The 17,286-nt window shown below is 73.0% G+C and carries 18 protein-coding genes; 7 read left to right on the top strand and 11 right to left on the bottom strand.

Annotation, left to right across the window (positions count from 1 at the left end; genetic code table 11):
• Positions 1 to 112: 112 nt before the first annotated feature.
• The 3 genes from dapF to miaA form a co-directional block, all read right to left on the bottom strand.
• Positions 113 to 982, bottom strand: coding sequence for a diaminopimelate epimerase (gene dapF, locus AB0L59_RS31640; RefSeq protein ID WP_365590064.1), 870 nt, complete (start codon positions 980 to 982; stop codon positions 113 to 115).
• 163 nt (positions 983 to 1,145) lie between these two features.
• Positions 1,146 to 1,643 (bottom strand): hypothetical protein, encoded by a 498-nt coding sequence (locus AB0L59_RS31635; protein ID WP_365590148.1) that lies wholly within the window; start codon positions 1,641 to 1,643, stop codon positions 1,146 to 1,148.
• Between the two features lie 341 nt (positions 1,644 to 1,984).
• Entirely contained in the window at positions 1,985 to 2,923 is a 939-nt protein-coding gene (miaA, locus tag AB0L59_RS31630; RefSeq protein ID WP_365590063.1) for a tRNA (adenosine(37)-N6)-dimethylallyltransferase MiaA, read from the bottom strand.
• A 184-nt stretch (positions 2,924 to 3,107) separates the two neighbouring features.
• On the opposite strand from miaA, the gene AB0L59_RS31625 reads away from it, so the two are divergent.
• A complete protein-coding gene (locus AB0L59_RS31625) occupies positions 3,108 to 3,401 on the top strand; it encodes a hypothetical protein (protein WP_365590062.1) in 294 nt (97 codons plus the stop codon).
• A 24-nt stretch (positions 3,402 to 3,425) separates the two neighbouring features.
• Entirely contained in the window at positions 3,426 to 3,710 is a 285-nt protein-coding gene (locus AB0L59_RS31620) for an antitoxin (protein ID WP_365590061.1), read from the top strand.
• Positions 3,711 to 3,829: 119 nt separating this feature from the next.
• Here the strand turns inward: AB0L59_RS31620 and AB0L59_RS31615 are convergent, their stop codons facing one another.
• Together AB0L59_RS31615 and miaB are read right to left on the bottom strand one after the other, a co-directional pair.
• Positions 3,830 to 4,543 carry a class III extradiol dioxygenase subunit B-like domain-containing protein gene (locus tag AB0L59_RS31615; protein WP_365590060.1) on the bottom strand — a complete coding sequence of 238 codons (714 nt, stop codon included), beginning with the start codon at positions 4,541 to 4,543 and terminating at the stop codon, positions 3,830 to 3,832.
• A gap of 482 nt (positions 4,544 to 5,025) precedes the next feature.
• Positions 5,026 to 6,555, bottom strand: coding sequence for a tRNA (N6-isopentenyl adenosine(37)-C2)-methylthiotransferase MiaB (gene miaB / locus AB0L59_RS31610; RefSeq protein ID WP_365590059.1), 1,530 nt, complete (start codon positions 6,553 to 6,555; stop codon positions 5,026 to 5,028).
• Positions 6,556 to 6,667: 112 nt separating this feature from the next.
• Here miaB and AB0L59_RS31605 point away from each other — a divergent pair, with 112 nt between their 5' ends.
• Positions 6,668 to 7,093 (top strand): SRPBCC family protein, encoded by a 426-nt coding sequence (locus AB0L59_RS31605; RefSeq protein WP_365590058.1) that lies wholly within the window; start codon positions 6,668 to 6,670, stop codon positions 7,091 to 7,093.
• 49 nt (positions 7,094 to 7,142) lie between these two features.
• On the opposite strand, the gene AB0L59_RS31600 is transcribed toward AB0L59_RS31605, so the two are convergent.
• The 3 genes from AB0L59_RS31600 to AB0L59_RS31590 form a co-directional block, all read right to left on the bottom strand.
• On the bottom strand, positions 7,143 to 7,421 hold the full coding sequence (locus tag AB0L59_RS31600) for a hypothetical protein (RefSeq protein ID WP_365590057.1): 279 nt from the start codon (positions 7,419 to 7,421) through the stop codon (positions 7,143 to 7,145).
• Between the two features lie 374 nt (positions 7,422 to 7,795).
• Positions 7,796 to 8,545 (bottom strand): PP2C family serine/threonine-protein phosphatase, encoded by a 750-nt coding sequence (locus AB0L59_RS31595; RefSeq protein ID WP_365590056.1) that lies wholly within the window; start codon positions 8,543 to 8,545, stop codon positions 7,796 to 7,798.
• 95 nt (positions 8,546 to 8,640) lie between these two features.
• Positions 8,641 to 9,972 (bottom strand): cytochrome P450, encoded by a 1,332-nt coding sequence (locus tag AB0L59_RS31590; RefSeq protein ID WP_365590055.1) that lies wholly within the window; start codon positions 9,970 to 9,972, stop codon positions 8,641 to 8,643.
• Between the two features lie 216 nt (positions 9,973 to 10,188).
• Here AB0L59_RS31590 and AB0L59_RS31585 point away from each other — a divergent pair, with 216 nt between their 5' ends.
• The 3 genes from AB0L59_RS31585 to AB0L59_RS31575 all read left to right on the top strand — a co-directional run bounded on the left by AB0L59_RS31585 (position 10,189) and on the right by AB0L59_RS31575 (position 13,031).
• On the top strand, positions 10,189 to 10,548 hold the full coding sequence (locus AB0L59_RS31585) for a DUF6204 family protein (RefSeq protein ID WP_365590054.1): 360 nt from the start codon (positions 10,189 to 10,191) through the stop codon (positions 10,546 to 10,548).
• 113 nt (positions 10,549 to 10,661) lie between these two features.
• Positions 10,662 to 11,105, top strand: a complete 444-nt coding sequence (locus AB0L59_RS31580; protein WP_365590053.1) for a MarR family transcriptional regulator — start codon at positions 10,662 to 10,664, stop codon at positions 11,103 to 11,105.
• 471 nt (positions 11,106 to 11,576) lie between these two features.
• Positions 11,577 to 13,031: a hypothetical protein gene (locus AB0L59_RS31575; RefSeq protein WP_365590052.1), complete on the top strand. Its 1,455-nt coding sequence runs from the start codon at positions 11,577 to 11,579 to the stop codon at positions 13,029 to 13,031.
• Here the strand turns inward: AB0L59_RS31575 and AB0L59_RS31570 are convergent.
• Positions 13,028 to 13,432, bottom strand: coding sequence for a hypothetical protein (locus AB0L59_RS31570; RefSeq protein ID WP_365590051.1), 405 nt, complete (start codon positions 13,430 to 13,432; stop codon positions 13,028 to 13,030). The genes AB0L59_RS31575 and AB0L59_RS31570 overlap by 4 nt on opposite strands.
• A 106-nt stretch (positions 13,433 to 13,538) precedes the next feature.
• On the opposite strand from AB0L59_RS31570, the gene AB0L59_RS31565 reads away from it, so the two are divergent.
• Positions 13,539 to 14,537 (top strand): TAXI family TRAP transporter solute-binding subunit, encoded by a 999-nt coding sequence (locus AB0L59_RS31565; RefSeq protein ID WP_365590050.1) that lies wholly within the window; start codon positions 13,539 to 13,541, stop codon positions 14,535 to 14,537.
• A gap of 527 nt (positions 14,538 to 15,064) precedes the next feature.
• Here AB0L59_RS31565 and AB0L59_RS31560 read toward each other — a convergent pair.
• Entirely contained in the window at positions 15,065 to 16,468 is a 1,404-nt protein-coding gene (locus AB0L59_RS31560) for a HAMP domain-containing sensor histidine kinase (protein ID WP_365590049.1), read from the bottom strand.
• A 9-nt stretch (positions 16,469 to 16,477) separates the two neighbouring features.
• On the bottom strand, positions 16,478 to 17,164 hold the full coding sequence (locus tag AB0L59_RS31555) for a response regulator transcription factor (protein ID WP_365590048.1): 687 nt from the start codon (positions 17,162 to 17,164) through the stop codon (positions 16,478 to 16,480).
• Positions 17,165 to 17,286: the final 122 nt, after the last annotated feature.

Here is a 17,286-nt window from a genome sequence, read left to right as displayed (position 1 = left end):
TTTAGGTTTTGCGCCACATGCCTCGAGGGGTGTCCTCGGCCGCGAGTGCCTTCCGTACCGGAAACCGCTGATCCGGGGGCTGACGGGGCGGCGCCCTCCTGGTGTCGCCGGGTCAGCCGAGCGCGTTTTCCAGCCATTCTGCGTCGATCTCGCCCTCGGCGACGATCACGGCCGGCCCGGTCATCTCGATCTGGCCGTCGGGCCGTTCGGTGATGACGAGCCGCCCGCCGGGCAGGTCGACGGTGTACGTGGCGGGGGTGCCGGTGACGGCCGGGTCGGCGCCGTCGCGCCGGGCGGCGGCCACGGCGACGGCGCACGCGCCGGTGCCGCACGAGCGGGTCTCGCCGGAGCCGCGCTCGTGCACGCGCATGGCGACGTGGCGGGGACCGCGGTCGACGACGAACTCGACGTTCACGCCGTCCGGGTAGGTGCCCGCCGGGCTGACGGGCGGCGGGGTGTACAGGTTGCCGGCGTGCGCGAGGTCCTCGACGAAGGCCACCGCGTGGGGGTTGCCCATGTTCACGTTGCGCGCGGGCCAGCCGTGCTCGCCGACGCTCACCGTGACGTCGCCCTCGGGCAGGCGGGCCCGGCCCATGCCGACGGTGACGTCACCGTCCTTCGCGATGTGGACGGTCTTCACGCCCGCGCGCGTGGCGATCGCGAGGTCTCCTTCGCCCACATGTCCGGCGTGCTGGAGGTAGCGCGCGAACACACGGGCTCCGTTGCCGCACATCTCGGCGATCGAGCCGTCGCCATTGCGGTAGTCCATGAACCACTCGGCCTCGGCCGCCATCGGCTTCGCCTCCGGGTGCGCGGCGGAGCGCACCACGTGCAGCACTCCGTCGCCGCCGATGCCGGCCCGGCGGTCGCACAGGGCGGCGACGGCGGCCGGGCTCAGGTCGAGGGCGTTCTCCGGGTCCGGGACGATCACGAAGTCGTTCTCGGTGCCGTGGCCCTTGAGGAAGGCGATCCTTGTGCTCATTCCTCGATCGTACGGGAGCGCTGCGCCGGGCTGGGGTGACGGGCGATGGGGCGCGTGGGTGTGGTGCGGGGCTTCGGGCAGTGCCGGCCGGCGGGGGTTGATCACGCCGACGCGGCGGTAGCCGCCGCAGGGAACAGAGCCCCGCCCCCCGAAGGGGTGCGCTTCAGCGCAGTCTTGCCACGCGCCACACCGCCAGGACCACGACCACGGCCACCAGCAGGACGTATCCGAGCACGACCCGCCAGTCCGGGCGGCGGCCGGAGCCTCGCGCCGGCAGGCCGGGCCAGGTGTAGCCCACCCGGCGGGCGGCCATCATGCCCCAGCCGGCGGCGCAGGAGCAGATCAGCAGGCCGAGCATGGCGATGACGGCGCCGCTGTCGCCGAAGTCGAAGGCGAGCGGGAAGGCGAACATCAGGGAGCCGACGGCGGACAGTCCCACGATGGGAGCGAGCTGCCACAGGCGGAGCCGGCGCTGCGGGCGCAGCTCGACCTCGACCTCCGGACCGCCCGGGTACATCTCCTCGGGCTCCGGCCCGTCGTCGGTCACGCCGTCCGGGGACTCGTCGGGGCCGTCGTCGGTCAGCCGGGCTTCGGCGAGGGGGTCCTCGACCGGCTGCGCCCGGACCCGCCGGCCGTGGGCGAGAGGCCCTTCGTCCGGCAGGCGCCCGCCGGGACGCGCGTGGGTGAGCCCGCCCTCGGCCGCCGGGCGGTCGCCGGCCAGGCGGTCGCCCCGCACATGGCCCGCACCCAGGCGATCGCCGTTCAGACGGCCTTCGGGCAGGCGGTCCTCGCCCGGGCAGTCCTCGGTCAGACGGTCCCCACCCGGGTCCGGTTCGTCACTGTCGGTGGTGACGTGCTCGGCACTTTGTGCGGTGTCGCGAGGGCCGGCCTCCATCGCCACGCGCCCTCCCAACTAGGCTCCACTTGGTCGATCGAAGCTCGATGATGGCACGGCGCCGAAGGCCGCGATGACCGGCGGCGCATCCCGATGCCATGACGTGATCAGGCTGTAACCGGTCGTTCGACCAACGCCAGGGCCTGGTGCGGAAGTTCCCCGCGATCCGCCAGGGCCCCACTCAACCAGTGCACCCGGGGATCGCGCCTGAACCACGAATCCTGACGGCGCGCGAAGCGCTTGGTCGCGCGTACGGTCTCGGCCCGCGCCTCCGCTTCCGTGCACTCCCCGACGAGCGCCGCGAGCACCTGCTGGTAGCCCAGCGCGCGCGAGGCCGTGCGCCCCTCGCGCAGCCCCTGCGCCTCCAGGGCGCGCACCTCGTCCACGAGGCCCGCCTCCCACATCCGGTCGACGCGGCGCGCGATCCGCTCGTCCAGCTCCGGACGGCCCACGTCGACCCCGATCTGGACGGTGTCGTAGACGGAGTCGTGACCCGGCAGGTTCGCGGTGAAGGGCCGGCCGGTGATCTCGATCACTTCCAGCGCCCGGACGATACGGCGGCCGTTGCTCGGCAGGATGGCGCGGGCGGCCTCGGGGTCGGCGGCGGCCAGCCGGGCGTGCAGCGCGCCCGCGCCGCGCAGTGTCAGCTCCTCCTCCAGACCGGCCCGGACCTCGGGGTCGGTGCCGGGGAACTCCAGGTTGTCGACGGCCCCGCGGACGTACAGGCCGGAGCCGCCGACCAGGATGGGCCAGCGGCCCTCGGCGAGCAGTGCGTCGATCCGGGCGCGGGCCAGTTTCTGGTACTCGGCGACGGAGGCGGTGACCGTCACGTCCCAGATGTCCAGCAGGTGGTGCGGGATGCCGCCGCGCTCTTCGGGCGTCAGCTTGGCGGTGCCGATGTCCATCCCCCGGTACAGCTGCATGGAGTCGGCGTTGACGACCTCCCCGCCGAGCTGCTGGGCCAGGAAGACGCCGAGATCGGACTTTCCGGCCGCGGTGGGTCCGACGACGGCGATGACGCGGGGGGTTGAGGGTGCGCTGCTCACCGCACCAGTTTCGCAAACCTCCTGGCGGTCGCCCGAACGAGTTACGTGACAGGTGGAGTCCCCGGTCGTTGCCCGTGGCGAGACGCTGCCCTCCGGCCCTCGGGAGGCGGTGACCCGGGCGGGCGCAACCGTACGCACCGGGTAACGCGGGAATTCGCCCGCACGAGTACCGTATGGAGTGAATATGGGCGTTTTTGCACGACTCCTCGGCAGGTCGAAGGCGACTCCGGAGGCGTCGGCCGCCGAGGCGCAGGCCGGCGCGGAGCCGGAAGGGGCCGAGGCGGAGGAAGTGGAGGCGGCGGAGGCGAAGGCGGCCGGTCCGGCGGAAGGGCAGGGTTCGGCCGGGGACGGGAGCGAGGACGTGGCGGCGCGGTCGGAGGCCGACCGGGACGACGCGTCCGACGGCTCCGGCATCCCCAAGCAGCAGTCCGCCGAGGAGGCCGCCGACAGCGAGGCCGGCGAGGGCGCCCACAGGTAACTGGCCCGCGAGGGAAGGTGGACCATGGGTCTGTTGGACAACATGAAGGCCAAGCTCGGCCCGGCCCGGGACAAGGTGTCGGACCTTGCGCGGCAGCACGGGGACCGGGTCCAGCACGGTCTCGACAAGGCCGCGAGGGCCGTGGACGACCGGACCAAGCACAAGTACAGCGACAGGATCCAGGCGAGCACCGGCAAGGCCAAGGAGGCCATGGACCGCCTCGCGCACAAGGAAGGTCCCGGACCGGCTGCGGCCGGCGGCGATCCGGCAGCCCCCACCCGGCCGGAGGGCCCGCCACCGGCTTCCTGAGTCCCGGAAGCGGCATGCGGATCGGCGGACGGTCGTGGAGCACATCGGCTCCCGGCCGTCCGCCGTTTACGCGCGCGCAGCCCCCGGCCCGCCGGGACCAGGCCGGACGGGCGGTGGCACTAGGACCAGGTCGCGACGAGGTACCCCACGCCGTACGGCGCGTCCTCGTACAGCAGCGTGCCGCTGAGGTTCGCGCCCTCGGCGGCGCCGGCCAGGACCTGCCAGGGGGCCCGGCCGGAGGCCTTCAGTTCGTGGGCCAGCTCGGCGTCCAGTGCCCCGATGGCCGCCACGTCCGCCGCGCCCAGCGCCCGGGCGACCTCCGCGTCGAAGGGTGCCGCCCGCTCGTCCAGGTAGCCCGGGGCCTTGACCGTGCGGCACGCGCTGGCGTCTCCCATCACCAGCAGCGCCACACGCCCCGCCCGGCCGCCGATCTCCCTGCCGACGGCGAGGCACCGCTCGGGCGCGAGGGGTTCCCCGACGCCGAGCCCCTCGATCGGGGCATCCGCCCAGCGGGTCCGCTCCAGCAGCCAGGCGCCCACGGCCAGGGACGGCGGCAGCTCACGCTCGGCGGCGGTGTCCGTGGCGGGGCCGAGACGTACGTCCACGTCGACCCCGAAACCGCGGAAGGAACCCGGGGTGCCCTGCGGGAACGTTCCGCGTCCGCTCTGCTCGGCGGGCCCGACGACCACCAGCAGGTCCGTGCGGGCGGCGGCGAGCACGCCGAGGGCGTCGGCGCAGGCCGCGCGCGCGGCGTCCATCTCGGGCGCGGCGCCCGCGGCGACCTCGGGTACGAGCAGCGGAGGGCAGGGACAGACTGCGGCGGCGACAAGCATGATCGGCAGGGTAACGCCGCACCACCGCGAACCGGCAGACCAGGGCGGCAGGCACGTACCGCGCCGCAACCACCACCGGCAAAACGGTCCCGGCCTGGACCGGGACCATCCGAAACCGCAGCCGCACGCGGACCCCGGCACCCGCAGGGCCTGCCGTACCGCCGCCGACGTGCAGAGCCGGTCCCGCCTGGCCTGTACAGAGCCGGTCCCGCCTGGCCTGCCGCAACCGCCAACGGTCAGCGGACCGGGGCACGACCCGGGCCGGCCGCCACCGCTGCTGACAAGCAGACCCGGCCCGCCCGGGCCGGCCGCAGCCGCGGAACATCGAGCACCCGCCGCGGGCCAGTGGCTACCGCGCGCGGCGCACAGACCCCGGCCCCGCCGCCGAACCCGCCGCCACCTCCGACGGACCGGCCAGAGCCCCGCCCGACGGACCGGTGGGAACTACGCCGACGGACCGGTGGGAACCCCACCCGGCCGATTCAGTCGCAGCCGCAGCCGCTGCCCGCGGCGACCGGCAACGGGGCCGGGACGCCGATCTTCGGCAGGCCCAGCATGACGCCTGCCGGCTTGGCGGCCTCCGCGGCGTTGCGCTTCTCCCAGGCGTCCCCCGCGCGCGTGCGGCGCACGTCGAGGACGGGGCCCTCGGCGAGGAGGTGGTGCGGGGCGGCGTAGGTCACCTCGACGGTGACCACGTCACCGGGGCGGACCTCCTGCTCCGGCTTGGTGAAGTGGACGAGCCGGTTGTCGGGGGCGCGGCCGGAGAGGCGGTGGGTGGCGCCGTCCTTGCGCCCCTCCCCCTCGGCGACCATCAGCTCGAGCGTGCGGCCGACCTGCTTCTTGTTCTCCTCCCAGGAGATCTCCTCCTGCAGGGCGACCAACCGCTCGTAACGCGCCTGGACGACCTCCTTGGGGATCTGGTTCTCCATGGTCGCGGCCGGGGTGCCCGGGCGCTTGGAGTACTGGAAGGTGAAGGCCTGCGCGAACCGGGCCTCGCGGACGACGTGCAGGGTCTGCTCGAAGTCCTCCTCGGTCTCGCCGGGGAAGCCCACGATGATGTCGGTGGTGATCGCGGCGTGCGGGATGGCGGCGCGGACCTTCTCGATGATCCCCAGGTAGCGCTCCTGGCGGTACGAGCGGCGCATCGCCTTCAGGACCGTGTCCGAGCCGGACTGCAGCGGCATGTGCAGCTGCGGCATCACGTTCGGGGTCTCGGCCATGGCCGCGATCACGTCGTCGGTGAAGTCGCGCGGGTGGGGAGAGGTGAAGCGGACGCGCTCCAGGCCCTCGATCTGTCCGCAGGCGCGCAGCAACTTGCTGAAGGCCTCCCGGTCGCCGATGTCGGAGCCGTAGGCGTTGACGTTCTGCCCGAGCAGCGTGATCTCGCTGACACCTTCCGCGACCAGCGCCTCGACCTCGGCGAGGATGTCGCCGGGGCGGCGGTCCTTCTCCTTGCCGCGCAGGGCCGGGACGATACAGAAGGTGCAGGTGTTGTTGCAGCCGACGGAGATGGACACCCAGGCCGCGTAGGCGCTCTCGCGCCGGGTCGGCAACGTGGACGGGAACGCCTCCAGCGACTCGGCGATCTCGACCTGCGCCTCCTCCTGCACGCGGGCGCGCTCCAGCAGCACCGGCAGCTTGCCGATGTTGTGCGTGCCGAAGACGACGTCCACCCAGGGCGCCTTCTTCACGATGGTGTCGCGGTCCTTCTGCGCGAGGCAGCCGCCGACCGCGATCTGCATGCCGGGCCGCGTGGCCTTTCTGGGCGCGAGCCGGCCGAGGTTGCCGTACAGCCGGTTGTCGGCGTTCTCCCGGACGGCGCAGGTGTTGAACACGACCACGTCCGCGTCCCCGTCGGACCCTTCGGGGGCGCGCACGTACCCGGCATCCTCGAGCAGCCCGGCCAACCGCTCGGAATCGTGGACGTTCATCTGGCACCCGTAGGTGCGGATCTCGTAACTCTTGGGGGCTCGAACGTCCACTGCGGGGCTCCGGTCGCTGCTGCTGGTCATGCGTCAAGGGTAGGCGCTGTCGGAAGAGCCCCGTCCCGGCTCGTCCCCCTCCCTCCGGGCGCACACTGTAAGCGGAAGGCCATGCGTCATGAGCTGCACGTGGAGGTGGGTCATGAGCACCCTCGAGCTGCATGTCGACGTCGGGGTTCCGATGGACACGGCCTGGGAGACGCTGCACAGGCTGGAGAACTATCCGCGCTTCTTGGACGGGGTGCGGGGTGCGCGTACGGATGCGGGGGGCCGGGCGCATCTGGAGGTCGAGGCGGGTGGCCGGGCCCGGGAGGTCCAGGCCGAGGTCACCGACCGCGGTGAGCACGTGATGGAGTGGCTCACCCGGGGCGCCCCCGAGCTGACGGGGTCCTTCTCGGTCCAGCCGATCGACCAGAACCACACCCGGATCCAGGCACGGCTGGAGTACGACCCCGACACGGTCCGGGGCGCCTTCGGCGGGCCGAAGGGGTTCGCCCAGACGAACGCGATCGAACGGCTCGTCCGCAGCGACCTGGAGCACTTCAAGGAGTACGTGGAACGCGGGTGAGCGGCGGGACCGCGGTGTCCGCGGCGACCTGGGGCGGCCGGTACGCCGGTCAGGTCTCCATCACGGCGTCGCAGTCCGGGCAGACCACTGACGCGTGCTCCGTGGGGTACCAGGGCGCTCCAGGTCGCTCGGAGGGCTTCCAGTCGGCCGTCTCCATGGCGAAGGTGTCCCTGCCGCAGAGGGTCCGCGGTCCCGTGGCGGTCCGCGACCCGGGGGCCGTCGGCGCCGCGTGCACCCTGCGGACCCGCCGTTCCGCGCCACTCGTGGATCCGGTGGACGAGCGTGTTGCCGCCGGCCGGTCGAGTTCGTAGACGACGATCTCGCTCATGTCTCCACGGTAGGCGCCTTCGCCGGGGTCGGTCGCGAGAGGTCTTCGCCGGGGCGCTGCGGGTGAGCGTCCTCACCGCGGACAGCCCCGGGCAGGCGTCCTCACCGCGCTGGTCCCACAGACGGCGCCGGGCGGCCGCCTGGTGCAGCCGATCGGACCGGGCGGGCACGAACAGGTGGTGTGCTTCGAGCGCACCGCACCGGGGCTTACGCGCCCGCGGGGGACGACCCCGGCCTCCTTCGTGCGGCTGCAGGGCGATACGGCTTCCCGCCGGACGAGGCGGAGTCGGGATGAGGCCCTCCTCGACCGCCTTCGGGTCCCCGCTCAGCGCTGCGCGGAGGCTCCCGTCGCCCTCACGGGTGCCTTCACTCCCCCTATGCCTCCGCGACGCGTACGACCGCCAGCGTGATGTTGTCCGGGCCGCCCGCCGCGATGGCCGCCTGCCACAGCTCGAAGGCCGCCCGGCCGTCGTCGTGCTCCCGCATCACCTCGTCGAGCACGTCCGTCGGTACGGGATCGGTCAGGCCGTCGGTGCAGATCAGGTAGCGGTCGCCGGGAGACAGGGGCTCGGCTGTCACGTGCGCGTGGACGGCGCGGTACACGGGACTGCCGCCCAGGCACTGGGTGACGATGGACGTGGTGCGCCGCCCGGGTTCGAGCGGGGGGCTGTCGTCGACGCTCACCTGGCGCAGCCCGTCGGGCGAAGCCGCGAGGACCCGGCTGTCGCCCACGTTGAACGCCAGCAGCGAGTCGGTCCGCACGACGATGCCGGCGACCGTCGTGCCCATGGTGGTGAGTTCGCTCCCCTCGTCGCCGCCGGCCGCCTCGTACACGGCGCGGTTGCATGCCTGCAAGGCGTCACGGATGGCGTCCTCGCTGGTCAGGGCGGGTCCGGTGGACGCGATCCGGCGGGCGACCAGGGCACTGGCCACGTCGCCCCCGGGATGCCCGCCGAGCCCGTCGGCGACGGCGACGACGAGGGGCGTCCCGAGCGGGAAGACCAGCGTCTGCGGGCTCTCCGTCACCGTGGCGCACAGCGTCCACGGCCCGGCCACGAGGCTGTCCTCGTTCCGTTCGCGGAGCAGCCCGGGATGGGTCAGCGCACTCACAGTCACGTACCGCATGGAACGCCACCGCCTTCCCGCACGGCCACGGCAGTCGGTCGGCTCGCTGCACGCGGCGACACTCCAGAGTAGGCGCACCCACCGGGCGGACCGCTTCAGGTGCGGGGCGCCGCCAAGGACGCGGGGGTGGGTCCGTCGGGGCGGACGGTGATGCCGTACTCGGCCCTGGTGGGGATGGTGTGGAACGACAGCGTGTGGACCGGTAGCAGGTGTTCGAGCAGGATGGTCGACTCGCGGAGCGCGAACTGTGTCCCGAGGCAGGCGCGGGGGCCCATGCCGAACGGGAGGTAGGCGCCCGGCCGGGTGGGCCTGCCGTCCGGGGCGCTGAAGCGCCGGGGGTCGAAGCGATCTGGCTCCGGCCACAGTTGGGGGTCGCGGTGCGTGAGGTACGGGCAGACCAGGAGGTCGGTGCCCGCCGCCACGGTGTAGCCGGCGAGGACGTCGTCCTCGGCGGCGTGGCGGGGCAGGATCCAGGCGGCCGGGTAGAGCCGCAGCGTCTCGTGGACCAGGGCCTGGACGGCCTGGCGGCGTGGCGCGGAGCCCTCGTCTCCGGCGGCGAGGGCCTCTTCGCGGGCGTCGGGATGCTGGTCGAGGAGCAGATAGAGCCAGGTGAGGGTGGTTGCCGTGGTCTCGTGCCCGGCCGCGAGCAGCGTGACCAGCTCGTCGCGGATGAGCCGGCCGGTGTATTCCGGGTGCTCGGCGGCGGCGTCGATCAGGACGTGCAGCAGGCCCGGACCGTCGGGGCCGGCCGCCCCGTCGCGGGCGGCCTCGACGGCGCGCCGGGCGACCGCGTCGATCCGGGCGAGATCGGCGGCGACGGCGTCTGGCGCGTCGGTGACATCAGCGGGCAGGGTCGGCAGGGCGGTCGCCACGACGGCGACGGCGTCCAGTTCGCGCTCGGTTCCGTCGTCGAGGGCGTGCCCGGTGAGGGAGCGCCAGATGGCGTCCAGGGCGAAGCGGCGCATCTCCCGGCCGACGTCGAGGGTCTGCCCGGTACGGGCGTACTCCTCCCAGCGCCCGGCGGTGGTCCGTGCGGCCGCGGTGATCCGCTGCTCGTAACGGCGTATCCCGGGGCCGGTGAACTGGGCCTGCAACAGGCGGCGTTGCCGCTTCCACGCGGTACCGGTGGCGGCGAGGACCCCGTCGCCGATCAGCAGACGGGCGCGGTGGGCGCGCTTGACGTACCGCTCCGGGTGCCGGGCGAGTACGTGCTGCACGGCGTCCGGGTCGGTGACGAGAACGGTCGGCACCGGTCCGAGGCGGAACGCGGCGACGCCGCCGAAGCGCTCGCGCACCTGGGCGAGCAGCTCGACCAGTTCGCCTCCCGCCGCTCGCCACCGACCGACGAGCGCGGGCTCGGCCTCGGGCACCGGACGCCCGCTTCCGGGGGCGTACGGCAGGGCGCCGGAACCGGCTTCGATGTCCATGCTCTCTCCTGGTCGACCGCCGGACTGGGGCGCGCCGGAGCGCACGCACCACGGACTGTACGGCAGCGGACACGTCTGGTGACACGGGAGGCCGGAAGTCCAGGAACGAGGGTGGAGGCTGGACATCTTCCGGTCACGGTACGGGAGTTGGCGACAGCGCGGCGACCCCCGGAAACCCGGTGGAAGCGACGGACATGCCGTGCCTAGGGTCGCGGTATGAGTACTCGCACCTTCCGGATCACCGTCCGTGGCGCCTTCGACGGCCTTACCGAGGCACAGCGGGCCGCGCTGCTGGCCGACGCCGCCGAGCACGACGTGCTGCGCGCCGCGTTCACCCCCGAGGGGAACCTGACCTACGACATCGCCGCCCGGCCGGCTTTCTGCTTCCGCTTCTCCGACACCGGGGAGGAAGAGGAGGACATCCTCGAGGCGACCGAGCGGGCGGAGGAGGCGGCGACGACCTGGCTGGCCGAGCGCGGCTACGGCTTCAAGAACCTCCGTTCCACCGCCGAGGACCTCTCCCGGGCGCCGATGGGCAAGCGGCAGCGGCGCGAGGCCCGTTCGAACAACGCATAAACTTGAGGACTCAAGGAGATGGCAACGAACAGGACAGGGCAAGGCTCGGCAGCGAGCGGGAGAGGGAAACGAGTGCCGGGACGGACGCCGGGACGAGGCGGTGAGCCGCGGCGATGAGTGACACCCTGGACGCGGCGCTGCGGCTGGTTCGAGCCCAGGCGGCGCTCGTACGGCGCTTCGACGCCCGGCTGAGCGGGCTGCACGGCGTCAGCCTCGCCGACTTCACGCTGCTGCTACGGCTGTGGCAGGCGCCCGGTGGCCGTATGCGCCGGGTCGACCTCGCCGAGGCGCTGGGCCTGACAGCCTCCGGGGTCACGCGGGGGCTCGCTCCGCTGGAACGGATCGGGCTGGTGACCCGCGAGGCGGATGCCCGGGACGCGCGCGTGGCCTACGCGTCGCTGACCGCGACGGGCCGGCAGCGGCTGAAGGAGATGCTCGCCACGGCCGAGGAGACGGCAGCCGAGCTCTTCGCCGCTCCCACCTGGGGCACCGAGGACATCGCACAGCTGTCGTCCCTGCTGAGCCGCCTCGGCGGCGCCGGCCTGGCCGGCCACTGAACCCCGCGGGGGCTTTGGGCACCCCGCCCCCACCGTGCCGGCCGTCGCCCATATCCGGGTGGCGGCCGGGCGCGTCCGGGCGGCGCACGATTGTGTTCGCGTGACGGTCGTTCGCGTACGGGCGGCGGTCGGTGGTGTTCGGGCGGCGGCCCATCGCGTCCGGGCGACGGCCGATCGTGTCCGGTTGACAGCCGATTCTCCCCGGGCGGCGCTCGATCGCGTCCGGGCGGCGCTCGATCACCGATCCGTACGCAGCTTCCCGGCTCGGCCGTTTTTCGGTCACTCGTGGCGCGAACTCACCGTGGTACAGGTCATGTTGGGATGTGGCCGGTTTGCAAGGGGACCGTGCCGGAGCGCACCCGAGGGCGTGGCATGCTCATGGCCCGTCATGAGTTACCGGCCGGTTCTACCGACAAGTAGCCGACTCGCCCGGTGCCTCTCCTCCACCCCCCACTTCCCACAGGACCGACCATGCGCAGACGCATGCGGCACAGACGTGCCGTGCTGCCCGCCTTCACCGTGACCACCCTCTTCCTCGCCGCGGCCTGCGCCGCGCCCGCATCGCATGCCGAACCCTCGGCCACCGCCGGGCACGGCCGGCAGGTCGAGGCCGCCGAACGGCCCGCCGACGGCCCGGACCGCCCACTCGCCGTCGCCGCCGCTCCCGCCACCACCGCGACCGCCACGGCGGGTCCGGCCGGTTCCGGACGGCGGGCGCACAGGACGGCGCTCGCCCTTAGCTCGTACGACAGCCACACCCGGCGTGCCGTACTCTCCGACGAGCCTGCTCGGCACGGAAGTTCGTCCGGCACCCCGACGGCCTCCCCCACCCCGTCGCCCAATCCCTCCGGCGCACCGCACGAGACCGCCGTCGGCGATGTGATCGCCAGCGCGCCCGCGCCCGGCGCGCCGCACGGGCTGCTCGCAAGGGTCACCAGGGTGATCGGCGAGACGGACGGCGGCACCGAGGTACAGACGGCACCGGCCACGCTCAACGCGCTCCTCGGCGACGAGACGGCGAAGGGCGACGTACCGGTCGACCCGTCGTCCTTCTCCGTCGACAAGCTGCTGCCCGATGTGAAGGTGTCCTGGGCAGCGGCCGGTGACGTGCACGCCGGCCCGAAGGGGGCGACGGTCCCGCTCGGCAGCCTCCGGCTCGACGTGAGCGCCGACCTGCCGTCGGCCCAGGGCGCCCCGGCCTCGGCCGACGCCTCGGTGAGCGGGTTCGTCCAGGTCGCCCCACGGGTCGACTTCGCCTACGGCGGCGCCGGCACCGACGCGCCGCCCGGGTCGGCCTACCTCGGCGTGTCGGGCGACTGGACGTCCGGCTGGGCGGTCAGGGGCCGGGCCGCCATGAGCACCGGCACCCCGCTGCGGATCCCGTTCGCCAAGCTGCACGCGAACCCCGTCCTCCAGGTCGGCCCCGTCCCCGTCGTCGTCAACCTCGATCTGACCACCTACGTCCAGATCAGCGGCGACGGGCGGGTCACCGTCGACGTCGAGCAGAACCTCAAGGGCGCCTTCACGGCGGGCGGCACCTTCGGCCCGGCCAAGGGCTGGACACCCGTCAGCTCCTCGGACATGACGAGCTCACCCGTACACGCTTCCGTCACCACCGCCGGGAACGTGAAGACGGCGCTCGGCGCCGAGGCCTCCGTCGGCCTCTACGGCACCGTCGGTGTCACCGCCGACCTGGCCCCCTATCTGCGCGGCGAGGCATCCGGCACGGTCACGGCCTCCTCGGCCGCCGACGAGGCGAAGGCCGAGGGCACCTGGGGTGTGTACGGCGGGATCGACCTGTCCGGGACCCTGCGACTCCAGCTGTCCCTCTTCGGCACCCCGGTGATCCAGCGGAGCATTCCACTGGGCACGCTGCACCGCGAGTGGAACCTGGCGAGCGGCACCCTCCGGGCACTCGGCGCCTAGGAGCCGTTCTGCGCCGCCGGTATCCAGCCTTGGCGGCGCAGAACGGACGACACGTCAGGCGCCCGGTAGTGCTCTCCCTTGAGGACCTTGCCGTCGGCCCGGCGGGCCACCTGCCCGTCCGGGCCGAGCTTGCTCATGTTGGCGCGGTGGATCTCGGCGATCACCGTGTCGAGGTCGATGCCGTGGACCAGCGCCGAGCCGTACGCCACGTAGACCACATCAGCCAGTTCGTGCGCGAGCTTGTCCAGTGGTCCGCCGACTGCCACCTCGGCGACCTCCGCGGCGAGCAGCTCTCCACGGTGTGCGGCCAGTTCGGGGTCCACCTCCGTCGGCGTACTGCGGACGTCGAGGCCGAAGGCACGGTGGAACTCACGGACGAGATCGGCGGGCGAAGTACTCATGCGACGACTCTAACGACCGCCACTGACACGGCCCGTGCGGCTCTTGTCGGCCTCGAAGTGACCTCGGCCCTGTTCAGCGCCGCGCCCGGCCTGGCAGGATCGCCGCATGTCCAAGGTGTTCCCCCGTATCAGCAGGCGCCGGGCGGCGCCGACCGCGGCCGCCGGTGCCGTGGTGCTCGGCCTGCTGTTGTGGTGGCTGTTGCCCCTGGGTGACAAGCCGCCGAGCGGGACCATCGTCTTCAGCACGGGCACGCCCAAAGGGGTGTACCAGGAGTACGGCGAGCGGCTGCGCGCCGAGTTCGCCAAGGACATGCCGAACCTGAAGGTGAAGCTGCTCAACAGCGCCGGTTCGCAGGAGAACGTGGAGCGGGTGGCGACCGGCAGGGCCGACTTCACCATCGCGGCGGCCGACGCGGTGGAGGCGTACGAGCTGGGACACGGCAGTGGCGCCGGCCGGCTGCGCGGGGTGGCCCGGCTGTACGACGACTACGTGCATCTCGTCGTGCCCAGCGACTCGGACATCCGGAACGTCGCGGACCTGCGGCACAAGCGGGTGGCGATCGGGCTGGCCGACTCCGGGGTGCGGCTGATAGCCGACCGGGTGCTCAGGGCCGCCGGCATCGACCCGCGCAAGGACATCACCCCGTTCGCCGACGGCATCGACACCGGCCCCGAGCGGCTGGAGCAGGGCAGGATCGACGCCTTCTTCTGGTCGGGTGGTCTGCCCACCAAGGGGCTCGTCGCGCTGGCCGAGAAGTCCGCCTTCAAGTTCGTGCCGATCGAGGGCGACCTCGTCGCCCGGCTGCACGGCGAGGGCGAGGAGGCCCGCTACTACCGGGCCACCAACATCCCCGAGTCGGCCTATCCGGCCGTACAGCAGGGCAACCAGGTCCCGACCATCGCCGTGTCCAACCTCCTGATGACCCGTACGGACATGGACCCCCGGCTGACCGAGTGGGTGACCCGCACGGTCATCAAGAGCCGCGACGGCATCGGCGCCCACGTCCACTCCGCCCAGCTGGTCGACCTGCGCACCGCCATCTACACCGACCCCCTCCCCCTCCAGGAGGGCGCGCGCCGCTATTACCGCTCGGTAAAGCCATAGCGCGGACCGCCACCGGAGCGCCCCCGAGCCCCGCCGGCCCGCGGCCGGGCCGAACCGAGCCACACCGAGCCGGAGGCCGGCGCGGGCCTTGCTCGGGCCGTAGAGAACCGAAAGCCAGGCCGAGTCGAGCGGGACCAGGCCCGAGCCGAACCGTGGCCGATTGCCGAGCCCCTCGTCCCGCGCGGGCATCCACCGAGCGGGGCCGGCCCGAGCCGAGTCCCGCCGAGCCGGAGGCCAGGCCGAGTCCCGCCGAACCGGACCGAACCGGACCGTGGCCGTGCCGGGCCGCCTTGTCCCGCGCGGGCTTCCATCGACCCGAGCCGAGCCGCGGCCGATGGCCGAGGCCGGCCAGCCCGGCCCCCTGACCCCCGAGCCCCTGCCCCTGCCCCTGCCCCTGCCCCTGCCCCTGCCCCTGCCCCTGCCGTCTGAAAGGCCGTCGGCCAGGCCTGGTTACGACGCCACCGGCATCCCCGTCCGTGGCGGCGTCGCCGAGCCGTATCCGGCGCCCGGGCCCGCCGCAGCCCCCGTCACGGCTCCGCGTGCCTGGGTACCGTCACCGTCACCCGCAGGCCCCGTGGCTCATGGTGGGCGTAGTCGATCGAGCCGCCGCCCGCCGTGAGCAGGGCGCGCACGATGGAGAGGCCGAGGCCCGATCCCTTGATGTTCTGGTGGCGGCCACTGCGCCAGAAGCGGTCGCCCACGCGCGCGAGTTCCTCCTCGGTGAGGCCGGGCCCGGTGTCGGTGACCACGACCGTGGAGGTGTCGCCGTCGGCGGCGACGGTCAGCTCCACCGTGCCGCCCTGGGGCGAGAACTTCACGGCGTTGTCGATCACCGCGTCCAGCGCGCTGGACAGGGTGATCGGGTCCGCCCAAGCGGTCGTGGGCGGGCAGTCCCCGGTCAGCCGGACACCCTTGGCGTCGGCGGCCGGAGACCAGGCGGCGATCCGCTCCTCGGCGAGCGCGCCGATGTCGGTGAGCCGCAGGTCCGCCTCGGCGTGCTCGGCCAGCGCCAGGTCGAGCAGGTCGTCCAGGACCTGCGCAAGGCGCTTGCCCTCGGTGCGGACCGAGGCGATCTCCTCGTTGCCCTCGGGGAGTTCGAGGGCGAGCAGTTCGATGCGCAGAAGCAGCGCCGAGAGCGGGTTGCGCAGCTGGTGCGAGGCGTCCGCGACGAAGGCGCGCTGCTGCTCCAGGACGTCCTCGACGTTGTCCGCCATCTCGTTGAACGACCGGGCCAGCCGTCTGAGTTCCGGCGGGCCGCCGGCGACCGCCACCCGCGACTTCAGCCGGCCGGTGGCGATGTCGTGCGTGGTGGCGTCCAGCACCCGGACCGGTCTCAGGACCCAGCCGGTCAGCCGTAGCGCCGCGCCGACAGCCAGCAGCATCGCCGCGCTCTCCCCGGCCCCTATGAGCAGCCAGCCGCGCAGGGTCCGGGAACGCATCTGCCCGGTGGGCGAGTCGGTGACCACGACCGCCACGACGTCACCGTCCCGGATCACCGGCGAGGCGACGACCAGCCGGCTGCGCTGCCAGGGCCACACCTGCTTGGGATCGTGGCTGCGCCGGCTGAGCAGCGCCTCGTCGAAGGCCTCGCGCACCTCCCCCGTCCGCGGTACGAACCAGTCGTCGGGCGCGTTGGCCATCGCCGAGCCGTTGCGGTAGAACACACCCGCGTTGATGCCGTAGACGCCGTAGTAGCTGGCGAGTTCGCTGCGCAGGGCCTCCAGGCGCTCGTCGGTGCTGGTGCGGCGAGATCCGCTGGGGCCGTCGGTGACGAACTGGGCGAGCGCCGCGAACCGTGCCGTGTCGTCGATGCGGTCGACGACGACCTTCTGCTGCTGGGCGGCGGCCACACTGATGGCGAGCGGGAGCCCGAGGGCCAGGAGGACGGCCGCCATCAGGACGATGAGCAGCGGCAGGAGCCGTGTGCGCACCCGTCCCCGCTAGGCGGCCGGGGCGACGAGCCGGTAGCCGACGCCGCGTACGGTCTCGATCAGCGCGGGCATGCGCAGTTTGGCGCGCAGGGAGGCGACGTGCACCTCCAGGGTGCGTCCGGTGCCTTCCCAACTGGTGCGCCAGACCTCGCTGATGATCTGTTCCCGCCGGAACACCACGCCGGGGCGCTGCGCGAGCAGGGCGAGCAGGTCGAACTCCTTGCGGGTCAGTTGGACGACCGAACCGTCCACGGTGACCTGCCGGGTGGGCAGTTCGATGAGCACGGACCCGAGATGCAGGGCACTCTCCACGCCGGTCGCCGGGTCCTCCTGGACGGTACGCCGGCTGACGGCGTGGATACGGGCGAGCAGTTCACCGGTGTCGTACGGCTTCACCACGTAGTCGTCGGCGCCCAGATTGAGCCCGTGGATGCGGGAGCGGACGTCGGAACGCGCGGTGACCATGATCACCGGGGTGCTGGTGCGCTTGCGTATCTTGCCGCAGACCTCGTAGCCGTCCTGGTCGGGCAGGCCCAGGTCGAGCAGGACCACGCCGAAACCGTTGCCCTCGGGGACGAGTGCCTGGAGGGCCTCCTCGCCGCTGCGCGCGTGGGTGACGTCGAAGCCGTGTCGCGCGAGTACGGCGGACAGGGCCGCTGCGACATGGTTGTCGTCCTCGACGAGCAGCAGTCTCATCCCGGCCCCCTCCGGTTCAGCGGTCGTACGGTCTGGGTTCTCGCGCGTCATGTAGGCCACGCGCGCGTGCACCATGGCAGTGACGCCGATGGAGAAGGACGGCGTCAAGAGGGTTCCGGTTG

This window comes from Streptomyces sp. NPDC052109 (genome assembly GCF_040680195.1).
Classification (GTDB): Bacteria; Actinomycetota; Actinomycetes; order Streptomycetales; family Streptomycetaceae; genus Streptomyces.
The sequence above is the reverse complement of the archived record's forward strand: the minus strand, read 5'-3'. Positions and strand labels throughout refer to the sequence as shown.